Source organism: Haloplanus sp. CK5-1 (assembly GCF_037201915.1).
GTDB classification, from domain to species: domain Archaea; phylum Halobacteriota; class Halobacteria; order Halobacteriales; family Haloferacaceae; genus Haloplanus; species Haloplanus salilacus.
Map to the genome: position 1 here is coordinate 2,544,426 of NZ_CP147505.1, position 18,220 is coordinate 2,562,645.

Sequence of the window (18,220 nt, forward strand, 5' to 3'; positions counted from 1 at the left end):
GAGAGAGATGAGCGGAGTTAGAGGTTCGTCAATTCACTCTGCCGTGCTTGTCGCTTCTCCTCCCTCGAACGAGCGTCGTAGTGTTCTTCCAAGGTGTCAACAGAGACGGCCATCCGTTCCGAAGCAATCGACTTGCTCACGTTCGAGTTGAGGTGATGATGAATGGCACTCCGCCGAATGGGGTGTGGTGATACGGAAGATGGGCAGGCCGAGTAATGGTTCGATTCCGTCGCTTCACACGTATCTACATCCCTGCCGTGTGGACATTCCTTCCCGTGGTAGCAGGATCGAGTCACCCTGTAGACGATGGACTGGACGGCGTTGCCAGAGATACGACCGTTCGACGTAGTGAACAGTGGCTCTCTCCCATCAGATTCGGCGTGTGGTATCCGGTTATGCGAGAGGTAGTCATCTACTGCTTCAGAGAGGCCAGCATCGAGTATCGACAGATTCCGCTCACCCTCCTGCTTGAGTTTCAGCGGTGTGCTGACGCTCGCATCAGGCCGGTGCTGTACCTCGATATACTCGTCTTCGGAGTGCCAGTCTGCTACATCGAGCGAGACACAGGCCCCTCTCCGCATCCCCGTGTGGTACAGCAAAGTGAAGATGACGTGTTCCTTCGAGGCGTATTCATATTTCCGCAGATGCTCACGGATGGCACACGCTTCCTCGTGAGTGATTGCACCATCTCGAACAGCCTCTCCCTTCGAGACCTTCGGGATGATGAGTTTCTCCGAGATGCCTGTCTCGATTGCTTCGATTGATTCGCAGTATCGGAGAAATACCCTGAAGGTGCGGAGTTGTTGTTCGAGGGTTATGTCTGCCACATCACCTTGCGCAATACGCCAGTTCTTGTAGTTCTCGCAGTCACGGCCAGACAGTTCGTTGAGATTCTCGATTGAAGCGTGTTCGCACCACTTCAGGAAGTGTTTCAGTCTGTAGCGATGGTTCTGGATGGTGCTTTCCGAAGCGTCTTGGCCCCGTGATTTGAGGTACTGGTCTACCGCTTCCTCTGGTACGATAGGTTCGAGCGATTGTGTCATTGGCTTTCCTCTTGGTTGGCACAATCGCCAGATTGGAGGCGGTTCGAATCCGCCCCAACCCATCCTCTCTTCCGCGATCTTGTAGGACAGGATATCGCACTCTGAGCCTGTTGAACCCGGTGTTTTCACTCCCGGCGACCAACTGCCGAGTTTGAATTCGTCATCGAAACCGACGATGCTGTCTTGCACCCCGGACACGTCCTCGCATTTCGTTGAAGGAGAAATAAAACCACCGGGACATCTACTACCAGCGACGGAACCCATACCGCTTATCAAGCACGGTGAGTAACTGTGGTGTGCGGGGCTGCTGGTCTAGTCCGGTTATGACGTCGCCTTCACACGGCGAAGGTCCGAAGTTCAAATCTTCGGCAGCCCACTTTCTCAGTCTTCCGCGTGACCACGTAGTCACTGGTGCAGTCGTGAACGTCAAAACAGTGCAGATGCACCACCTGTCACTGCAACGGTGCAGGCGTGAACGCCAAAATAGTGCAGATGCACCGCCTGTCACTGCGAATGGTGCAGACGTGAACGGTGAATCAGTGAATCGGTGAATCGACACCGACCACACCGATCTTGTCAACACCACTCACCGACAGAACAGGCACTAAAATAGAACAAACGACGGACTGGCTGCACGACCATACCGCGAACCCGAGTAGTGCGGGCACCGGTTGTGACGGGGCGGTCGAGGTCTGTTTTCCACGGCGTACGTGTGCGTGTAGAGTCGGTGTTTACGGGCTTGATTTGAAGAAATATATTTTTTCATGCATAAACTCTATCAACACAACACCCGGAATGGGCGTGCTGACAGTACACCGGCACCGATTAAGCGCACGACCATACAGCAGAATTAACCCCTTGAATTCCACGGTGAATCACTCGTCGAACACGCCGAGTTTCTACGGCGGTTAAGAGGGGGGTACAGGGCTTCTTAACCAAATACGGGTAGGTTAAGAGACGCTATAGCTCCTCAGATGTGTGTGTTCAATAGGTAGTGGTTAAGGGGATTTACCCCCTGGAGTGAGAATGGTCGGTTGACCGGGGGTCGTGCCCGCACTTGCCGGGCGGGCTCGCTCAGTCGCCGGTTGGCTTATCAGATTCTTTACTCGTCCTTGCCGGGGAGAATATCGAGCGGGATGCCCGTGAATCCGGCTTGCGTAGGTTCGCCGCAGTGCCGGCACTCCCAATACAGGTGAGCGCGTTCTGCCCCGCCGTCGCGGTCGTCGCGTAGCGCATCAGGCCGCTTGATGGGGTGACTAAAATCGACGCCGCAATTGGGATTCATGCACGTCCAATCGGGCTCCTTGTTCTTGCGGAAATTCACGCTTTTCGCACCGCACGCAGGGCACCCTGTTTCGTGATTGCCCGTCACGTCGTGCACCCGCGGATTCGGCGGGGAGTAGTGAGGGTTGCCGTCACGGCCGCCGTCACGAATACTGTTCACGCCGCGTTCGAGCGGGCGGTGCTCGGGGTGCTGGCCGCCGCAATTATCACACCTGTCGGGACCGTTCGACGACGGGTCGTTCCGACCAGCGAACTCGGAAGTGTCCTCAATGAACACCGGCAGTCCGTCAAGAGCGGGATGGTGCGGGACTGCGTCATCATCACTGTTATCAACGTTCTTGAACGCAGTGAGTTGCTGCTGGTCGTCGCTGTCCGGTGACTTGGTTTTTGCGGCGATTGTGTCTTCGATTTCGGTGATGCGCTCGACGGTGGCGACGTCATCGGCACTCAGCGGGCTTGCCGGGCGACCGTCGCTCTCACTGCCCGCGTTTTTGTCAACAGTTTCATCGTCGAATCGAAAGTGCCGAAGTCCCGGCTGGTTATCCGGGTCCGTGACAGTGTCTTTAACGTGTACGCGGTGTTCGTGCCGGTGCTGGTCAGCTGGCCGCGGGTCTTCCGCGATCGGTGACGCGACGACGACCCGTCCCTTGAGCGAAGGGTAGTGGTTGCCGGCTGGCATGCGGATATTCGGACCGGGAGTGTGTCGGATACCGTCGTTCCGAAGGTCGATGTAGCCTTGGATGAGGGCTTCTCGGTCGAGTTCGATGCTGTTCGGGATTGGCGGCAGTTCGTTGACTGATTTGCACAGTACGCTGATTGCTCCGCGTCGAACTTGCCCGGTCTCGATGATGCGTGACGGGTCTGCCAATCTGGTCGGGGGCGTGGTGTGACGGCGTGGGGTGCCGCGAGCGGCTCTTCGGGTCATATATTACTGTTGATTCGTGTCGACCATAACTGTGAGCAGGCGGTCGAACCTATGTCGTTACATTAATGTGAAGTGTCGGTGGGGAAGAGATTATTTTGGACGTTGATACAAGGCGACTGAGGGTGTCATAGAACAGTTCGCATACCAAAGAGCAGGGTGAACGCTGAGGTGGAATGAGTTCAGCGACCCTGCAAGATGATCCTTCGGTAGAATCGTTCTTCAATGCCGTGGAAACGGAGACGTTGGCGTTGTTCGAGCACCTCTCCTTCGAGTTTCTTGAAGGGTTCGACGTGTTCGCCCCGGCGGAGACGGGGCGAACACGAGATCTTGAGCCGCCCGAGATGATGCGTGGCTTTCTCCATTGCTATTACAAGAACATCTACGGTATCCGTCCGGTTGCACGAGAACTGAACAACACCGTTGTCTGGCTCAGCTGTAGCTTCGATCGACCGCCGTCGAGAGACGCGGTCGATCGATTCCTCACTGATCTTGAGCACGTTGTTGACCGGGTCTTCGACCATCTCGTCGAGCAGGCCGCCTTGCGGGGCCTGCTCGACTTGACGTATTCTATCGATTCAACCGACGTGAGAGCGATGCCCGCCGATCCAGACGCATCGAAGTGCTATGATCCAACCGATGACGAGTACTACTACGGCTACGGCTGCACGATCGTCTCAACCGGGCAAAAGATCCCGATTGCAGCCGAGTTCACCGAGAGCAAACAAGCACCAGAAGAGACGGCGATGCGCGTCACGCGTGACGCGCTCGCCGTCGGGAAACCGATGTGGATGCTTGGAGACAGTGCCTACGACACGCTCGACTGGCACGACCACCTGCTGGCCGCAGGGGTCGTGCCAGTCGCTCCGTACAATCCACGAAACACCGACGACCCGAAAGATATCGAGTACAGGGTAGAAGACCGCATTGAAAAACACAGCAACGACGTTCAGCTGAAGCAATCAACGCTAGACGAGACGTACAACCGCCGGAGTGGCGTCGAACGAACCAACGAATCAGTCAAGGGCTGCGGCCTCGGGCGAACGCACGCCCGAGGCCGCGTCCATGCACGAGCGCAGGTGTTCCTCGCGTTGTGTCTGCGCCTCGTCGTCGCAATCACCAACTACGAACGCGGAGACAATCCGGGAAGCACAATCATCACGGTGTGAGAAGAGTTCTATGACACCCTCTCTCTGTTCCTAAAATAAGCAATTACTTCTAATGCCTACTATAGTAGTTGCTGAATATGGAACGCCCGTAATTAACAACTGCCAGTAGATCCGACGGTCGAATCACGACTTTGGTACTTCGGTTTCAGGTACTATCCGAGATATCTCGGATACGCTACGTCGGAACTCCCACTCATAGTGTCTAGGGAACTGTTTTACCGATAGAGACGCTGGCGTTGGTAATGGGTCGGCTTGACGATATCACGCTCGAAGAACTCTACGATCTCAAGGACCAGATCGACGAAGGGAAGCCGCGAGAACGTGTTCTCGCGGCGATCGGGCGCAAGAAGGGCGATCAACTGGATACACTGGCTGACCGCCACGGTGTTGTCGAGAAAACGATTCGCAACTGGCTCGATCGGTTCAAGGAAGAACCGATCGAGCAGGCACCTTACGACGCTCCTCGACCAGGAGGTCCAGCAAAAATCGAGGGCAAAGATCGTGAGCGACTGTTCGAGCAGTTGCAACAGCCGCCGACCGAACTCGGATACGACCAGCAAGCGTGGTCAGCGAAACTCTTGCTTCATCACGCCAAAGAGGAATACGGCGTCGAATACCACGAAACCTACGCGTATGACTTGTTGAAAGAGGCCGGGCTGTCCTTGCGGACAGCACGGCCTCAACATCATGAAGCCGACCCTGAAGAGAAAACTGAGTTTCAGGAGACAGTCGAAAAAAACGGCCCGAACTAACCGAGAAAACTGTCGTTGTTGTCGATCAGTTCACCAAGCACGTCGGAACTGTTCAGCGACGTGGCTTCTACCCAATTGGCTCAAACCCGACAATAGAGGTTGCAACAGCGTGGGATTCAGTGACGGTGCTGGGCGCTGTCACCGACGACGGTGACAGCTTCTTCTGCTGGACAGAAGAGAATCTCACACGGAACCACGGGATTCGGCTGTTAGAAGCGCTGAAAGACAAGTTCGGTGAGGAGTTAGTGGTGTTTCTGGATCGAGCGGGTTACTTCTACGCGAGGGATCTGTGGGAGCACGTGAGTGGTGAGCGCGAGACCGAAACTGTCGGAGACAGTTCGGTCTCGTGCGTGCGAGGGGATGATCTCGAAGTGTGGTACTTCCCGTCGAAACTTCCCGAATTGAACGCTGTCGAAGGGTGCTGGGACCAATTGCAAGAGTGGTTCAAGTATCGCCTTATGCCAGATCTCTCGACGCTGAAAGAATGCATTCCACGAGGATTGAGCGCGATCACCGAACCGAACATCTGGCCGTATCTCACCGGTAAAGATTTGAACTAAACACTATCAGTCACAGTACGAAGTCTCGTAACCACTCCCAGCTCTCGATATTGTTAGGCTCAGTTGCTCGTGCCCGAGTGACGTTCAACGACCCAATGATTAGCAGCCATGCGCCACGCCGTAGAGGCAGCGAACCAGAGGACGAACCCGCCGTCGAATGGAATCGTTCAGTAGCTGAACGAAAGCAACTGCAGTGCACTCAGAGACGGTAATATCGACGATTACTCCGACGCTGTCGTGCGATTACGAATGAGAAATCGGCGATGGGCGCTGCAGGCCTTGGTCATTCGGCGTGATAACTCCTACTTTTGACCGATTCAGTCGCTCTACTCGTTGGTTTGTGATGGCCAGTACCCGAGACTCGTGTGGTTCGCCCAACCCAAGACGACTAACCATGAGTCTCGAACCAATCGATGCCGAAACCGCGCTCGAACTGTACCTCGCGGACAGAGGGAATGAACTTTCGGAGGCCTCGCTGAAGGGGCACAAATACCGGCTCGGCCACTTCGTCCGGTGGTGTGAGGATCAAGGAATAGAGAACCTCAACACGCTTAGCGGTCGTCAGCTCCACGAGTACCGGCTGTGGCGACGCGACGACGGTGACCTCAACAAGGTCAGCGAGAAGACCCAAATGGATACGCTACGCGTCTTCGTCAGGTGGCTGGAAGCTATCGATGCCGTCGAACAGGATCTCAGCCAGAAGGTTCTGTCACCGGCAATCACGCCCGACGAAAATTCTCGGGACGTGATGCTAGACAGCGACCGCGCATCGGCAGTGCTCACGCATCTGGAAAAGTACCAGTACGCCAGTATCGAACACGTCGCGCTCTCGCTGATGTGGCATACGATGATGCGTGTTGGTGGTGTTCACGCCCTCGACGTAGAGGACTATAACCCGGCCGACCAGTGCGCCGAAATCCGCCATCGTCCGGAGACAGGAACGCCAATCAAAAACAAGGGCGATGGCGAGCGGATGGTCGCATTCTCCGATCAAATCTGCGATCTTCTCGATGACTGGTTAGCGACCAAACGACCATCGGTCACCGACGAGTTCGGTCGGGAGCCACTGCTGTCCTCGCGCCAAGGACGAACCAACAAGACGACGCTTCGCGCCTACGTCTACCGGTGGACACGACCGTGTGTCACCGAGAATGAATGCCCGCACGACCGTGATTCCGAAGAGTGTGAAGCCATGACCCGCGACACCGCTTATCGGTGCCCTTCGAGTGTTAGTCCTCACGCGATTCGGCGAGGCAGTATCACACATAGTCTCAACAGCGACATGCCAGATAAGGTCGTTAGCGACAGAGCGAACGTCAGCCAGCGGGTGATCGAGCAGCACTACGACCGGCGCACGGAGCGCGAAAAAATGGAACAGCGGAGGGAATACTTGGACAATATTTAGTCTAATCCCTGTAGTGCTGCCAGAGAATGACAATCTACCAGATTTTCTCGCTTTCCCTATATGAGTGAGTTATTGCCTGCTCTTTTTGATTGGAATAAAACGAATCCTCATTTTCAAACCCCGTGACGTTACTCTCTAAAGACTCCCCGAGCAGATCCGGTCAACCTCGCTGCCGCAGATTGTCTGAACTACGATCTACGACACTCAAAACACCCCTGATATCTCTAATGCCAGTATGCGAAAGATTCGATATCTGTAACATTCACCTTGCTGTCGCCGGAGGACGGAAATCGGAGAAGCTCCTGAGCGAGTTTACGTTCTGTATCGCGGCGCTCAGTCCGAGCATCGGCGACGCATTCCTCAACGACAGACAGGTTGTAGTCGTCTGCTAACTCGGCTGCCTCCTCAATAGTTATCAATGAGCGTGACTTTTTAAGCTGATCACGGAGATTACGTAGTTGGAGGGTGTCATAGAACAGTTCGCATACCAAAGAGCAGGGTGAACGCTGAGGTGGAATGCGTTCAGCGACCCTGCAAGATGATCCTTCGGTAGAATCGTTCTTCAATGCCGTGGAAACGGAGACGTTGGCGTTGTTCGAGCACCTCTCCTTCGAGTTTCTTGAAGGGTTCGACGTGTTCGCCCCGGCGGAGACGGGGCGAACACGAGATCTTGAGCCGCCCGAGATGATGCGTGGCTTTCTCCATTGCTATTACAAGAACATCTACGGTATCCGTCCGGTTGCACGAGAACTGAACAACACCGTTGTCTGGCTCAGCTGTAGCTTCGATCGACCGCCGTCGAGAGACGCGGTCGATCGATTCCTCACTGATCTTGAGCACGTTGTTGACCGGGTCTTCGACCATCTCGTCGAGCAGGCCGCCTTGCGGGGCCTGCTCGACTTGACGTATTCTATCGATTCAACCGACGTGAGAGCGATGCCCGCCGATCCAGACGCATCGAAGTGCTATGATCCAACCGATGACGAGTACTACTACGGCTACGGCTGCACGATCGTCTCAACCGGGCAAAAGATCCCGATTGCAGCCGAGTTCACCGAGAGCAAACAAGCACCAGAAGAGACGGCGATGCGCGTCACGCGTGACGCGCTCGCCGTCGGGAAACCGATGTGGATGCTTGGAGACAGTGCCTACGACACGCTCGACTGGCACGACCACCTGCTGGCCGCAGGGGTCGTGCCAGTCGCTCCGTACAATCCACGAAACACCGACGACCCGAAAGATATCGAGTACAGGGTAGAAGACCGCATTGAAAAACACAGCAACGACGTTCAGCTGAAGCAATCAACGCTAGACGAGACGTACAACCGCCGGAGTGGCGTCGAACGAACCAACGAATCAGTCAAGGGCTGCGGCCTCGGGCGAACGCACGCCCGAGGCCGCGTCCATGCACGAGCGCAGGTGTTCCTCGCGTTGTGTCTGCGCCTCGTCGTCGCAATCACCAACTACGAACGCGGAGACAATCCGGGAAGCACAATCATCACGGTGTGAGAAGAGTTCTATGACACCCTCTAGTTGAGTAATCTGATCATCCTTTTCAGCCTTTGACAGCACACCGAATGAGACTGCGAAGTCAAGGGAAGACTCACGTGAGTCTATATCATGGTCAAGAGCTTCAATTACAGCGTCTTTGAGATTCTGTGGATATTGCTGTCGGATGGCAACTTCTTCCACTGACGCTTCAGCCGTGAGGTTTGAGCCCCTCCCTGACCGATGTTCGGCGATGCGTGTATCGAAGTTCTCTGTCTGACCGACGTAATACACCGTGTCCGCGGCGTCGGCGAATACTTTCCACGCTGAAATACGCTTACGGTTCCCACACGGGTCGGCTGCGTCGTAGACCGTTGATTGGTGGTAATTCCGATGGCGAAATGCCCATCTTGGGACCTCAGTAAGAGGATGATCTCTTGAGTTCAATGTGAGGCGCGGTTCGAACAATAAGGGGAGTTGCCATTCAGGTTCACATTCGAGCGCATAGATCTCGTATAGGCAGTCATTGAGTTCGTGCTGTGACGACGATCGGTTTGATCCGACTTTCCCGGAAGCGGAAGCCATGATAATTCACCCTTCGTCCTCGAATCCACGCTGGACTGATTCGACGAATTCGACGGTCTGTTCTGCCCTCTCAATCTTCGGACGAACCTCGTTACTCATTTTCCCGCCGTAGGTACCTCGTGCGATTCGCATTCGATCCGAAGCGTCGTCCCATGTGTACCGGGGATTTTCGGACAGTACGAACGCGACGAATTCGCGGGGGGAAAAGACGGTCTCCCGTTGAATCCGACGTATTTCTGCCCGAATAGCATTGAGGTAAGCGCCTGCCCAATCGGAGAGGGTATTCTCGTAAAACTCCTCTCGCGGGTAATCTCCAGTGAGCCCTACCTCAAGATTTCCAGTCAATTGTGGGGCCTTATCGCCAAAATCACGTAAGGGATCGAGTTCGCTGAGTTCGACGTATTCTTTTCCGAAGTGAGTGCTGTATGACCCTAGGTCGTCTTGGAGATTTTCAACGACGTGATCGTCGTTCCATAGCAAGACGAGTTCTTCATCTGCTTCCTCCCGAGCCTCTTCTTTGATGTTGTTCTTGACGTTTTTTGGGAGTGCTCCGAAGACGAGATCCGCATCGTAGTTGGTCATCCTGCTATCGTCGTCCGAATTGTTGGTTTTCATCATAGCACAAGTTTTGCTATGTGCCCAACCAACTTTAGTTTTGCCATATGCCAAACCAACGGTGTCAAAAATAGACAGTCCAACCTGATTCCAGTATCTCCTCGTCAGTGATCAAATCCGGAGTCAGGGTCATCCTCAGCATCTCTGAATTCGTCTTCATAGCGTTCGCGTTCTTCGGTGGAGTCGGGGAGGTCATAGTGCTGGTCTTGGACGCGTGGGGTCACATCGCAGCGCTGGTCAATCGCATCTGATGAAACACCCCTGTTCTTCTGGTCAGTAATGTAGCCAGTCCGGATGTGGTGTGGCGCTCGGCTACTTGGACACTTGAATGCAGAATTGTTTTTCTGAGCCGCCTCACAGTCTTCGGGGTCACGGTCATGCGGGCACCCGAGTCCAACTGCGCAGGGCCGAGTCCATTTGTAGGCGATCTTCTGCAACGTAGACAGGCTGATCCGACCATTGCCTTTCGTGAGCAGCGGTTTTTTCCCGTCCGAATCAGTTTCCGAGGGCCGTTGGTTTTCGAGATAGTCTTGAATGATGTCGGCGCTGTCGCCGTACAGCGTAATCTCCCGCTCACTCTGTTCGTTGTTTTTCAGCTGTGTCTCTTCCTGATGTTCATAGTTAAGAACCCGCTCCCCATACTCGAAGTCTCCTACATCGCGCCCTCGCAATCCATTTTTTCGCGGGCCAGACTGACACATCAACACCATCGAGACATGCTCGACGTCGGCGTATTCGTATTTGCGCAGATAGTCTAATGCTGCCTTGGCGATTTCCGGTTCGAGTTTCTTTTCGTCCACGCCTTCGCCACCCTCATAGTCCACCTCAGGGATCTCGACAGCCTTTTCGAACCGGACCGGAGCCATTCGGTGTTCGATTAAGTGCTGGATGAACTCACGGAACAGATACATATCGTCCCTGAGGGTGTTCTTCGATAACGGTTCTTCCCGCGGCAAGGATTCGTACTTCCGCCAATTCTTGTAGCGTTTCACGTCCTCACTGGCGAGGTCTTCGGTCGTTTCTACGTCAATCTCTTCTTGCAGGTACGTCTGCAGGTAGTCGAGTTTCCTATCGTATTGACTCGTGGACCCGACTTCCGCAAGCTTGGCACCACGGAATTCCTCTAGGACCTCCATCATCGGACGAGACTTCAGTGACAGTTCCGGAAACGAATCCGCAATTTCATCCACGACAGTAGACGCGATTTGCTCCAAAAAATCCTCTGTTGGATCCTCAGAGAGACGTTCTTTCAAGATCTCTACGTCGTCAGGACGGTCAGGCATTGGTTGAGTGGTGTGTTTGTGTTGTCTCGTGAGCCGACAGTGTCAGTTGAACTCGTCAAGCGAACTGTCGATAGTCGTTTGCGTGTTGTCGCCCGCGTAGGCGTCGTCCGGCAGGATTTGACGGACGCGGTGTCGGAAGAAGACGCGCCGGTAGCGTCGCCGCCGTTCTGACGTGAGGTAGAACTCCCGGACCGAAACGGGATCGGACGCACCTTGCTCCTCAGCGAGTTTGCCTGCTGCCTCCAAGAGATCGGTCTCCGCGTCAGCCAAGATGTTATAATAGAACGACCGGCCGTGCTTGGGGGTGGCAAGTTCCCCGTCGATCGTTACGTCTGCCCTTCGACACAGGGTTTTGAAGCGCAGGCGCGCCTGTTTGGCACACAACGATTCTCGGTGTGCTGAATCACTCGGGTAGAGGTATCCGTTCCAGTTTGGCTGCTGAGCGCGTTCATCGAGGAGACCAGCAAGCGCCTCAAGACCAAAGATGAGCGAAACCTCGCCTTGACCGTTTTTGCGCTCTCGGTCTCCGAATTTGATTTTGGGGTCGTGTTCGTTGAGGTTGATCTGGTCCACGTGGACTGCTGGCAGTTCTTTCGTCCGAACGCCCCAAACGCAGTATCCAATCACCAGCATTCGTTCTGCATCTGTCTCCGCGACCAGCCACAGTCGCCTGACTTGGTCACCAGTCAGGGAGGTCGGCTCGGTACTCCAGTCCCATCGGAACTCAGCCTCTATTCCGTCCATCGGGTCATACGCGATACGGCCCGACCGGTCAAGCCATTCAAGAAACCGGTGTGCAGCACGCAAGTGGTGGTGTGCTGAATCGTCCGAGATTAACTCTGCTCTGAGGGTCTTCCCGACCTCTTTGAACGCATGGTAGACGTCAGGTTCGACTGACGGGTCATTTGCAAGCGCTACAACACCGTCGTCTCCATATTCTTCAGCGAACCGCCGTAACACCTGGTCGAGTCGAGACCGGTTTGTTCGCTTGGTTGAGTCTGCCCAATCTCGACATTCGACGCGATCATCGAGATAGGCCTTCGCTCGCTCTATGGTGGCGACGTCTTCAATACTCCAGTCGTATCTCTCCTCGTCCGATCCGCCTGCGGAGGTGAGCAGAATGAAAAACTCGGGTGTCCCCATCTCGTGTTTCTCGCGGAGAACCCATCGCAGGTGGGAGTATCCGTTGTCAGTCAGCCACCGTACTGTTGGATAGTCCCGATGTGATTGCGGCTCCTGATCTCTCCATTCCGCCAGGAGTTCTTCCCCGATGTCTTGGAGTGCGACCAAGTCGTGACTCCAGTCCTGATACTCTCGGGTCTTATCCGAATCGTTCTCTTCTGAACGGTTAGGCATATCTCCCTGTATGGGGGGTGCTTAAATAGTTCTTGTCAGATAAAGAATATATTTGTGAAAGATATTTTTCTGCTCAAAACAAGTGGGAGCGTAACAATATTTTTAATCAGGAAGTCAAACGCAGGGCTGAACGGTCGTACCTGAAGCCGCCTTGCACTCCCGTTGACGAGCCCGTAGATTATGATTACAACCAGTCATATTTACACACCTCTGTGTCGCAGCTTTGTCAAGCACGCTCGTCCACTAACGGTTTTAATCAGGGTACGTGGGTCGATCTTTTGCCGATGTTGCAGACACCGTGCGTAATGCATTCAACGCACCCTTTCGCCGTCCTGCATATTCATAATCAGTCATATCAAATATTAATATGCTAGTATTCGAGACCATTCAACGGTGTGCGCGTCCTCTCCCGGCGCTCACTCGGCAGTCTGAAAACTCTCACAAACCGGGATTCAGATTCCCTGCCCGTTTCGCCCGAACACTTCTCAGACCGAATTAGCGTGCTTGTCGAACGAGCCAACAGGAGACGTCCCGTCACCCGAACTCGATTCTTCGTCAACCGATGGTATCTGCTCACACCACACGTTGGGTAACTCCCCATTATCGTACTCCGCAGCCGGATAGACGGACACGCATGTCCCGTCCAATGTCGAGTGCTCGCTCGCGTAAATCGGCCTCAGCACGACTGCGTCACGCGTCAGCATCTTGTGCAGGTGGTCCGGAAGTTCAGTAATGATGGTGACGTGTGCAGCATTCCCATCACCTGATGCTAAATCATCGTTACTGACACCGGACAGACTAGACACGCCGACGAATTCGAGCGATGGTCGGTCTACCTCATCGGTTGTGAGCACCGCTTTATCATCCTCCTCGTGATAATACCACGCGACCATTGCACCCCTCGTTGGATAGAACTGGTGACTCTCAAACCCGAGTTCAGTAACAAGCGGGGCTGGAAGTTGGAACTGGTTCTGACTCGATACGTTACATCTAAACGCAGATCGGTAGGATCCGCCGGATCGACTGTTTGTCTGTTGTGCTACCATCGGTCTAAACCCGTTAAATGAAACTGCTACGTAAAAACCCTCGTCAACGACGGGTACAATCAGGAATCTGTGACTGGTGGCCAGCCAAATAAAATTCCCGAACAGACTAATCTAGAATAGACTAATTGAGAATTGGCTATTTCGCTATAGTATCTTGGACGAGCACCGGCGACAAAAGAAGCGGTTACTCTCCCCCACTGGCAACCTTGACGACGGACGCTGTCTCACCACCGATCAATAGCTCAGTCCCTACTGTCCGTTTCTGATTCGTCGTCTCGCTCGCTCCTCCAGCACGTGACTGGCATACGTGGCGTCATCTCGATCGCTGTCTGCAACGGTTTCGAACGCCTGGCGCGAAATCTGCTTTGTCAGTAACTCACCATCCTCAATCTTCCAGGCAAACGGCTCAGTCGGATCAATCCCCCGCTCTTGCAGCATCTCCTCATCCACCCGTAAGGACATCACAAGCTCGTCGCCGTAGGCTCGCGCCTGATCACGGCTCAACACCAAGTTATCCAGGTACCCATCACCATCAGGTGTAGGTGTCGCCCACTCGACTGTCCAGTCAGGTCCGACGTGAGTTGAACGCATGCCACCCCATAGGTCATGGGAGAAGAAAACCTTCGATGACGGGGGTCTCGATTAATCGCCAACTGTGCTTTTGTCACTCGAAATAGAACGTGTCGATATTCCATGGATGAGACGTATCGCGTAGAGGAACATACGGGGAATTCGGCCCACCCCTCCGCCGAGGACGTTATCGAACTCGCCTTGGAACGAGCGGCTGATTCCCGACCGGAACAGGATCCGGACGCCCACTTCGACCGATACGTCAGCACCGCTGTCGAAGCGCATAGCAAATCTGCAGTTACCGAGTGTATCCGTCTCGTCCTCGTTGAGGGGCTCACCCAACGCTCCGCTGGCGTCGAAGCCTTTGGCGAAGAAGACTACGTCCGCGGGATCGAGGTCGGCGTCGCCAGTCGTTCCTATCTCCAGGAATTCCTTGAGGAGCAAGCAACCGAGTCGTGAGAAGTAACGAGAGGAACAGTCGAGAAGATCTCCTCATCAACTTTGGAGTCTGTTTGTGGACTCCAAAGTTCAAGTCCCCATGGCCCGTGATGGTATATAAAGAGGCTTCGTTATAATGAGCGCTCCTGCAGATTCCAAAGTTCGTGCGAAAGTATGGCTCACTCCAGACCAAGTCGAAGTACTCCGATCGGCCTGTTACGCGACAGGTGCAGAGTATCTCCAACAACGCAACGAAGCCATCATTGCGTTTACGTACGATACCGGACTTCGAGTCGGAGAACTCGTCCAAGTGGATATCTCACTGCTTCGGAGCAACAACTCGGAACTCTATCTGCCAACAGAGATCCAGAAAGACTACCCCAACGAGAACTCGCCACCGCCGGTAACGCTCGAACTGGCGGACGATACTGCACGATTGCTGTCGGCCTACCTCACCAATCGATGGAAGGAATCACCAGCGCTGTTCCCATCTCGTTCCTCAGACCGAATTTCCGAGCAGGGCGTCCGGAATATGCTTCACAAAGTGGCTGAAGCAGCAGCAGTGCGCCCATACAAAATTGACGGCAGTCGCGGTGATGCCGGTGACGTGACACCGCATGCGCTCCGACATGGTGTTGCCTACCGGATGATGAACGAAGAAGATGAGAACACGCTCTACGACGTCCGCAATCGGCTTCGTCACCGGAGTATCCAGACGACCGAACGGATCTATGATCACCTGCTGAAGGTCTAATCCGACAATAGTACTGGCACAATGGCCTGAAATTCAGAAGGCACGCGAACTGGCTATACGGCTCCGTCTGAATCCAAATGACAGACACGGCAAGAACAAGTATCGCCCTCCCCGTAGCATACCAACGAGATGCGTATCGCGTTCGATGATGGAACTCTCCTGATCGAAGACGCGCCTGACACCGTCCCCTATGCGGAGTGGGACGACCGCGTTGACGAGTATCGAGCGCAAGCGCACCATTATCGAGCCCTGCGGGCGTGGGCCGGAGAAATCGACGGGCAAGCAACCTTGGACGAGGCCGCGGCAGCTGTGGAGACCGTCGATGACGCAGCACGGTCGTACCGTGACCTCCACCTGACACCCACGGTGTCTATCGAACCGCGCGACTATCAACAGGCCGCGTTAGCAGCCTGGACCGACCACAACCGCCGGGGGAGTGTCGTTCTTCCGACCGGCAGCGGGAAGACATTCCTGGCCGTCCAGGCTATCGCCGACGCCGGTGTGAGTTCCCTCGTCGTCGTCCCGACGATCGACCTCATGAACCAGTGGCATGCCACACTCACCAACGCCTTCGGTACGCAACTGCCGGACGGTGTCGGTGTCCTCGGCGGCGGCAGCCACACCGTGACCGACCTGACGGTAACGACGTACGATTCAGCGTATCGTTACATCAACGAGTACGGGGATCAATTCGGCCTGCTCGTCGTCGATGAGGTGCACCACCTGCCAGCGCCAACCTACCAGCAGATTCCCGAAATGACGATTGCTCCGTATCGACTCGGGCTCACCGCTACATACGAGCGGGCAGACGGGCAACACGAGGTCTTGGATGAGCTGATCGGCCCTGTCGTCTACGAAGAAGACGTCGATGAACTGGCGGGCGAGTATCTCAGCGAATACGAAACGATCCATCTGCAGGTCGAACTCACCCCCGAGGAACGCGAGCGATACGACGAGGAGTACCAGATCTACCGCGACTACGTCGATACCCACGACTTCGACCTCTGGAAGGAGGAAGGCTATCAGGAGTTCCTCAAACGCACCTCGTACGACCCGCACGGACGGCGCGCGCTGATCGCCAAGCAGCGCGCCGAGGAAATCGCCCGCACTGCCGCGAAAAAACTCGATACGCTTGACAACCTTCTGAAACGCCATCACGACGACCGAACGATCATCTTCACCGCGAACAACGACTTCGCGTACGACATTTCCAAAGAATTCGTTGTGCCGTGCATCACCCACCAGACCGATACGGACGAGCGCACCGACATCTTGGAGCGGTTCCGCACCGGCGAGTACTCGATGCTCGTCACCTCGCAAGTCCTTGACGAGGGCATCGACGTGCCAGCCGCGAACGTCGGCATCATTCTCTCGGGCAGTGCGTCGAAACGCCAGTACGCCCAACGCCTTGGCCGTATCCTCCGGCCGACCGACGACCGGCAAGCCGCTCGCCTCTACGAGATCATTACTGACGAGACGATGGAGCAATACGTCTCCCAACACCGCCGACAGGGGGTATCCACCAGTGCTGACAGCTGACCTGGCCCGCTCGCGCCGGCGAAACGGAACGGTCTCGCCCCTGTTCATCGATCCCGACGACCAGCAGTATCGGGAGACAGCACAGGAGCTCATCCAGATCTTCGAAGACAATCTTGGGGAACCCAAAGGCGAGTTAGAAGAGACGATCGACCAACTCACAGTCGCGGATACGGATTACAAGATCATCCAGGGATTGGCGAAACTGTTGTATGACGAAAGCGAGTTCGCCACCGTCGCTGCCGCTGCTCCACGCGAGATTCGGCAGCGGTTATTCGAAAAGGCAAACGCGTCGTATCCCATTGTCCGACAACCGACTCTCGGTGAGGACACGCAGAAACTGGCGGTCTACAGTACTGTGGCCGATCAGCTCGGCATCTCGCTCGAAGAGTGCTATCAGGGGATGTATGCGGACCTTGCGGACAACAAGCGACTCGTTCGGTTCGGCGACCGCGTTGCCGACGCGTATGAGGCATCGGACGACGGGACGACGACAACGCGACTGACAGGCGATAGCGAAGAATCCTACGCGGACGACACAGTCAGTGTCGAGTGGCTGCTCACACGGTACAACCTCGCGCTAGCCCAAGCGGTGCTGTACGACGCGACGCGGATGCAGATTCGCGTGTGGGACCACTTCAGCACCGTGTTCAGTTACGTGAAGCTGTTCGGGTTGATGCATCGGATCTACCCCATTGACGAGACCGGGAATCGCGTCCCGAGTACGGACGTCGCAGATGGGTATGAAGCGATTTTGGATGGCCCCGCATCGCTATTCTCGCAAACACAGAAATACGGAATCCGGATGGCGAATTTCCTCCCGGTATTGCCGTTATGCGACCGATGGGAGATGCACGCAGACATCCTCGCAGACGACGCCGGACCGCAGGATACGACGCTCTCCTTTGACCTCGACCACACTGACGGTCTCTCGTCGCATTATACTGCGCAGGACGACTTCGATAGCGACGTGGAGCGCACGCTCGCCCGGAAATGGGATCGGGCAACCACGGAGTGGGACCTCGTCCGGGAAGATGACGTGCTGGATTTGGGCGCTGAGGTGATGCTTCCTGACTTCGCCCTCAAACACCCTGACGGGCGGCGGGCACTGCTGGAGATCGTCGGGTTCTGGACACCCGAGTATCTCGATGAGAAGCTGGCGAAGATCAGGAGCGCAGACCGGGACAATCTGCTCGTCGCGGTTTCCGAGCGGCTGGCCTGTTCAGCAGACGATTTCGCTGGCACGAGCGACCGCCTGCTCTGGTTCAAATCCGGCATTCACGTCTATGACGTCGTTGACCTGGCCGAGGAGCACGCCGTTGACACAGCCCGCCGTCACTGATTGGGATTCCTGTCAGTCCTCGACCGTTCTACAAGGGTAGGTTTCCACGAGCCCGGGAGTGCCAAGCCAGAA

Annotated in this window: 15 protein-coding genes, 1 tRNA gene and 1 pseudogene; 9 read left to right on the forward strand and 8 right to left on the reverse strand. The window is 55.3% G+C overall.

Annotation, left to right across the window (positions count from 1 at the left end; all coding sequences use genetic code 11):
* Nucleotides 1–17: 17 nt before the first annotated feature.
* A complete protein-coding gene (locus NBT81_RS13525; protein WP_338739377.1) occupies nucleotides 18–1,043 on the reverse strand; it encodes a tyrosine-type recombinase/integrase in 1,026 nt (341 codons plus the stop codon).
* Between the two features lie 301 nt (nucleotides 1,044–1,344).
* Between NBT81_RS13525 and NBT81_RS13530 the strand changes: the two genes are divergently transcribed.
* Nucleotides 1,345–1,419 (forward strand) — tRNA-Val (locus NBT81_RS13530).
* A 726-nt stretch (nucleotides 1,420–2,145) separates the two neighbouring features.
* Here the strand turns inward: NBT81_RS13530 and NBT81_RS13535 are convergent.
* Complete coding sequence (locus NBT81_RS13535; RefSeq protein WP_338739379.1) at nucleotides 2,146–3,252, reverse strand: hypothetical protein; 1,107 nt, start codon at nucleotides 3,250–3,252, stop codon at nucleotides 2,146–2,148.
* A 173-nt stretch (nucleotides 3,253–3,425) separates the two neighbouring features.
* On the opposite strand from NBT81_RS13535, the gene NBT81_RS13540 reads away from it, so the two are divergent.
* The 5 genes and pseudogenes from NBT81_RS13540 to NBT81_RS13560 all read left to right on the forward strand — a co-directional run bounded on the left by NBT81_RS13540 (nucleotide 3,426) and on the right by NBT81_RS13560 (nucleotide 8,644).
* Nucleotides 3,426–4,418, forward strand: coding sequence for a transposase (locus NBT81_RS13540; RefSeq protein ID WP_338738304.1), 993 nt, complete (start codon nucleotides 3,426–3,428; stop codon nucleotides 4,416–4,418).
* Nucleotides 4,419–4,660: 242 nt separating this feature from the next.
* Complete coding sequence (locus tag NBT81_RS13545) at nucleotides 4,661–5,170, forward strand: IS630 family transposase (RefSeq protein ID WP_338739297.1); 510 nt, start codon at nucleotides 4,661–4,663, stop codon at nucleotides 5,168–5,170.
* A 71-nt stretch (nucleotides 5,171–5,241) separates the two neighbouring features.
* Nucleotides 5,242–5,730, forward strand: a pseudogene (locus tag NBT81_RS13550) (IS630 family transposase); the annotation flags it as partial.
* A gap of 394 nt (nucleotides 5,731–6,124) precedes the next feature.
* Nucleotides 6,125–7,135: a tyrosine-type recombinase/integrase gene (locus NBT81_RS13555; RefSeq protein WP_338739381.1), complete on the forward strand. Its 1,011-nt coding sequence runs from the start codon at nucleotides 6,125–6,127 to the stop codon at nucleotides 7,133–7,135.
* A gap of 516 nt (nucleotides 7,136–7,651) precedes the next feature.
* On the forward strand, nucleotides 7,652–8,644 hold the full coding sequence (locus NBT81_RS13560; protein WP_338737836.1) for a transposase: 993 nt from the start codon (nucleotides 7,652–7,654) through the stop codon (nucleotides 8,642–8,644).
* A 570-nt stretch (nucleotides 8,645–9,214) separates the two neighbouring features.
* Here NBT81_RS13560 and NBT81_RS13565 read toward each other — a convergent pair.
* The 6 genes from NBT81_RS13565 to NBT81_RS13590 all read right to left on the reverse strand — a co-directional run bounded on the left by NBT81_RS13565 (nucleotide 9,215) and on the right by NBT81_RS13590 (nucleotide 14,522).
* Nucleotides 9,215–9,790: a hypothetical protein gene (locus NBT81_RS13565; RefSeq protein WP_338739383.1), complete on the reverse strand. Its 576-nt coding sequence runs from the start codon at nucleotides 9,788–9,790 to the stop codon at nucleotides 9,215–9,217.
* Nucleotides 9,791–9,927: 137 nt separating this feature from the next.
* Nucleotides 9,928–11,013, reverse strand: a complete 1,086-nt coding sequence (locus NBT81_RS13570; protein WP_338739385.1) for a hypothetical protein — start codon at nucleotides 11,011–11,013, stop codon at nucleotides 9,928–9,930.
* Nucleotides 11,014–11,148: 135 nt separating this feature from the next.
* Complete coding sequence (locus NBT81_RS13575; protein WP_338739386.1) at nucleotides 11,149–12,462, reverse strand: hypothetical protein; 1,314 nt, start codon at nucleotides 12,460–12,462, stop codon at nucleotides 11,149–11,151.
* A 485-nt stretch (nucleotides 12,463–12,947) separates the two neighbouring features.
* Complete coding sequence (locus tag NBT81_RS13580) at nucleotides 12,948–13,508, reverse strand: hypothetical protein (RefSeq protein ID WP_338739388.1); 561 nt, start codon at nucleotides 13,506–13,508, stop codon at nucleotides 12,948–12,950.
* A gap of 249 nt (nucleotides 13,509–13,757) precedes the next feature.
* A complete protein-coding gene (locus NBT81_RS13585; RefSeq protein ID WP_338739390.1) occupies nucleotides 13,758–14,099 on the reverse strand; it encodes a hypothetical protein in 342 nt (113 codons plus the stop codon).
* 51 nt (nucleotides 14,100–14,150) lie between these two features.
* The gene (locus NBT81_RS13590; RefSeq protein ID WP_338739391.1) at nucleotides 14,151–14,522 is read right to left on the reverse strand and encodes a hypothetical protein; all 372 of its coding nucleotides are present in this window, start codon (nucleotides 14,520–14,522) and stop codon (nucleotides 14,151–14,153) included.
* Nucleotides 14,523–14,652: 130 nt separating this feature from the next.
* On the opposite strand from NBT81_RS13590, the gene NBT81_RS13595 reads away from it, so the two are divergent.
* The 3 genes from NBT81_RS13595 to NBT81_RS13605 all read left to right on the forward strand — a co-directional run bounded on the left by NBT81_RS13595 (nucleotide 14,653) and on the right by NBT81_RS13605 (nucleotide 18,148).
* A complete protein-coding gene (locus tag NBT81_RS13595) occupies nucleotides 14,653–15,270 on the forward strand; it encodes a tyrosine-type recombinase/integrase (protein WP_338739392.1) in 618 nt (205 codons plus the stop codon).
* 129 nt (nucleotides 15,271–15,399) lie between these two features.
* The gene (locus tag NBT81_RS13600; RefSeq protein ID WP_338739393.1) at nucleotides 15,400–16,809 is read left to right on the forward strand and encodes a DEAD/DEAH box helicase; all 1,410 of its coding nucleotides are present in this window, start codon (nucleotides 15,400–15,402) and stop codon (nucleotides 16,807–16,809) included.
* Nucleotides 16,796–18,148 (forward strand): DUF790 family protein, encoded by a 1,353-nt coding sequence (locus NBT81_RS13605; RefSeq protein WP_338739394.1) that lies wholly within the window; start codon nucleotides 16,796–16,798, stop codon nucleotides 18,146–18,148. Before NBT81_RS13600 ends, NBT81_RS13605 begins: the two co-directional genes overlap by 14 nt.
* Nucleotides 18,149–18,220: the final 72 nt, after the last annotated feature.

Bases quoted from the DNA above. Each gene is read 5' to 3' on its own strand.
- NBT81_RS13525 (WP_338739377.1), bottom strand. From the start codon at position 1,043: ATGACACAATCGCTCGAACCTATCGTACCAGAGGAAGCGGTAGACCAG.
- NBT81_RS13535 (WP_338739379.1), bottom strand. From the start codon at position 3,252: ATGACCCGAAGAGCCGCTCGCGGCACCCCACGCCGTCACACCACGCCC.
- NBT81_RS13540 (WP_338738304.1), top strand. From the start codon at position 3,426: ATGAGTTCAGCGACCCTGCAAGATGATCCTTCGGTAGAATCGTTCTTC.
- NBT81_RS13545 (WP_338739297.1), top strand. From the start codon at position 4,661: ATGGGTCGGCTTGACGATATCACGCTCGAAGAACTCTACGATCTCAAG.
- NBT81_RS13555 (WP_338739381.1), top strand. From the start codon at position 6,125: ATGAGTCTCGAACCAATCGATGCCGAAACCGCGCTCGAACTGTACCTC.
- NBT81_RS13560 (WP_338737836.1), top strand. From the start codon at position 7,652: ATGCGTTCAGCGACCCTGCAAGATGATCCTTCGGTAGAATCGTTCTTC.
- NBT81_RS13565 (WP_338739383.1), bottom strand. From the start codon at position 9,790: ATGACCAACTACGATGCGGATCTCGTCTTCGGAGCACTCCCAAAAAAC.
- NBT81_RS13575 (WP_338739386.1), bottom strand. From the start codon at position 12,462: ATGCCTAACCGTTCAGAAGAGAACGATTCGGATAAGACCCGAGAGTAT.
- NBT81_RS13580 (WP_338739388.1), bottom strand. From the start codon at position 13,508: ATGGTAGCACAACAGACAAACAGTCGATCCGGCGGATCCTACCGATCT.
- NBT81_RS13585 (WP_338739390.1), bottom strand. From the start codon at position 14,099: ATGCGTTCAACTCACGTCGGACCTGACTGGACAGTCGAGTGGGCGACA.
- NBT81_RS13595 (WP_338739392.1), top strand. From the start codon at position 14,653: ATGAGCGCTCCTGCAGATTCCAAAGTTCGTGCGAAAGTATGGCTCACT.
- NBT81_RS13600 (WP_338739393.1), top strand. From the start codon at position 15,400: ATGCGTATCGCGTTCGATGATGGAACTCTCCTGATCGAAGACGCGCCT.